The organism is Mycobacterium sp. 141 (assembly GCF_000382405.1).
Taxonomy (GTDB): Bacteria; Actinomycetota; Actinomycetes; order Mycobacteriales; family Mycobacteriaceae; genus Mycobacterium.
The window spans coordinates 1-1781 of the sequence record NZ_KB908287.1; the positions used below are offsets into that span (position 1 = coordinate 1).

The window sequence follows — 1781 nt, forward strand, 5'->3', positions numbered from 1 at the left end:
CAGTTGTTGTGCTTTTTGTAGGACTGCGGCGACTTCGGGGTGCATGCCGTCGGTCACGAGGACTCCTTTCCGTCTTCTTTGCGACGTCGTTGCGGGTTTTGGCGTCCGATGACTGGTTCGGTGTAGGCGCGGTCTTCTGTGTAGAGGTCTTCGTCGGGGGACAGGTTGGGGTCGCGGCGTTTCTCCTTGCCTTGTTGGCTGCCGCCATGGCCCATGCCACCCATGCCACCGCCGCCCATACCACCACCAGCGGCACCCACGGGCGGAGTGCCAACAGGCACCGGACCACGGGCGGATGCTGCTGCGGCGTCGACGCCACTCGGAGCTGTTCCCAGCGGTGCCGACGGCACGCCGCCTCCGCCTCCACCAGCACCGCCATCGCCGAGACCGGCCGGTTTCAGTTCGGGCTCTTTAACTTTCGGCAACGAGGGTTTAGCGTCTCCCAGCCCACCCGGCATCCCACCAGCAGGAGATCCGCCAGCGCCCGCAGGTGAACCACCGCCGGCGGGCGACCCGCCTGCACCCGATGGCGAGCCGGCCCCGGACGGACCAGCCGACTGCGGCTGCTGCGCTGCCATGGTTGACGCAGTATCTCGGGCAGAGCTGGATTCATTGGACGGACTCGAATTCCTGCCACCCGCGCCGCCGGTCTTATGGTCCGCGCTGCCCCCGGGCTTCTCGGTCTGCCCGCCCGGTTTGCCGCGAGGAACATCATCCGGTTTTACCGGAGGTGTTGAGTAGCCGCCTTGTGGGGGTCCTTCTGGTCGAATCGGGGAGATGTCGAGCCCGTTGGCGTACCGAGTTAGTGTTTGGGTGGATTGCTCCTGTTTCATCTGGTAGAGCCGACTCCAGGAGTCACCGTCTTGTTCGTTCTCGACGGATGCGATGTCCATCTCGGTCGGGTGGTTGGGCTGTTCCGAGTAATGCGTGTCGACAAGCTTCTGTATCTGATCGTTTACTTTGCCGCATGCCGGCGCCAGCGTATCGAGCAGCCACGACTGATGTTTGCGAAAAGCTATCTCGGCTGCCTCGGCCGAAGCGCCTTCCCAGTGGGTGTTGTCCAGGTTGTACAACTGGGCGCGCTCGCCGATTGCGGTCTGCAGCTTCTGAATCTGTTCTTTCAAGTCGAGCAGGCTTCGGCCACCGTCGGAGGTGTTGATGGCCTTGGCGGCGGGTTCCCAGTCGGGATCGTCATCGGGGGCCGGTGCCGGCAGGCCGTCGCCGGCATAGGTCACCGCAACCGAGTCGGCATCGAATTGGGGCCGCGGCTGGATCGATTCGACACCCGTCGGAACGCCACCGTCGAGCGATCGAGCCTTGGTCTCGTCAACGATCCGATAGACATCAGCTGTGGCATGAAGACACGTGGCAAGTCGCTTCGCCTCGGCGTTTCCGGCGGCAACCGCAGTTCTCAGGTTCTCCAGCGAAGCGGCAATGATGGCTAGGGCTTTCCGCGCCAGCTGGAGTTCGCACGGTGTGTCCCCAAGGCTGGGCATCTCCGGCACGGTCGGGAGGTCCGCCTCCAGCGCGGTGGCTTTCGCGTCCAGGGTCTCTGGCGTCACTTTGACGAATGACTGTTCGCTTGTCATGGCATTCCCCTCTGACTGTTGCAATACCAGCTGATAACGGTGTATCGCCCCGGTGGGAGTCTCGGATCAGGTGGTGTTATTCGTGTTGGGTGAGGGTGGCGACGGTTTGGTCGAGTCGTTCGCGGTCGGCGGTGATGGCGGCTGAGGCTTGGGTGGTGGCTTTGTGGAGTGCTTCGTTGAGGCGTTGTTCGA

Annotated in this window: 1 protein-coding gene; it reads right to left on the reverse strand. The window is 63.3% G+C overall.

All coding sequences use genetic code 11. The features are described from left to right. Nucleotides 1-53 precede the first annotated feature (53 nt). Complete coding sequence (locus H276_RS0122315) at nucleotides 54-1589, reverse strand: PPE domain-containing protein (RefSeq protein WP_019973493.1); 1536 nt, start codon at nucleotides 1587-1589, stop codon at nucleotides 54-56. Nucleotides 1590-1781: the final 192 nt, after the last annotated feature.

Bases quoted from the DNA above. Each gene is read 5' to 3' on its own strand.
- H276_RS0122315 (WP_019973493.1), bottom strand. From the start codon at position 1,589: ATGACAAGCGAACAGTCATTCGTCAAAGTGACGCCAGAGACCCTGGAC.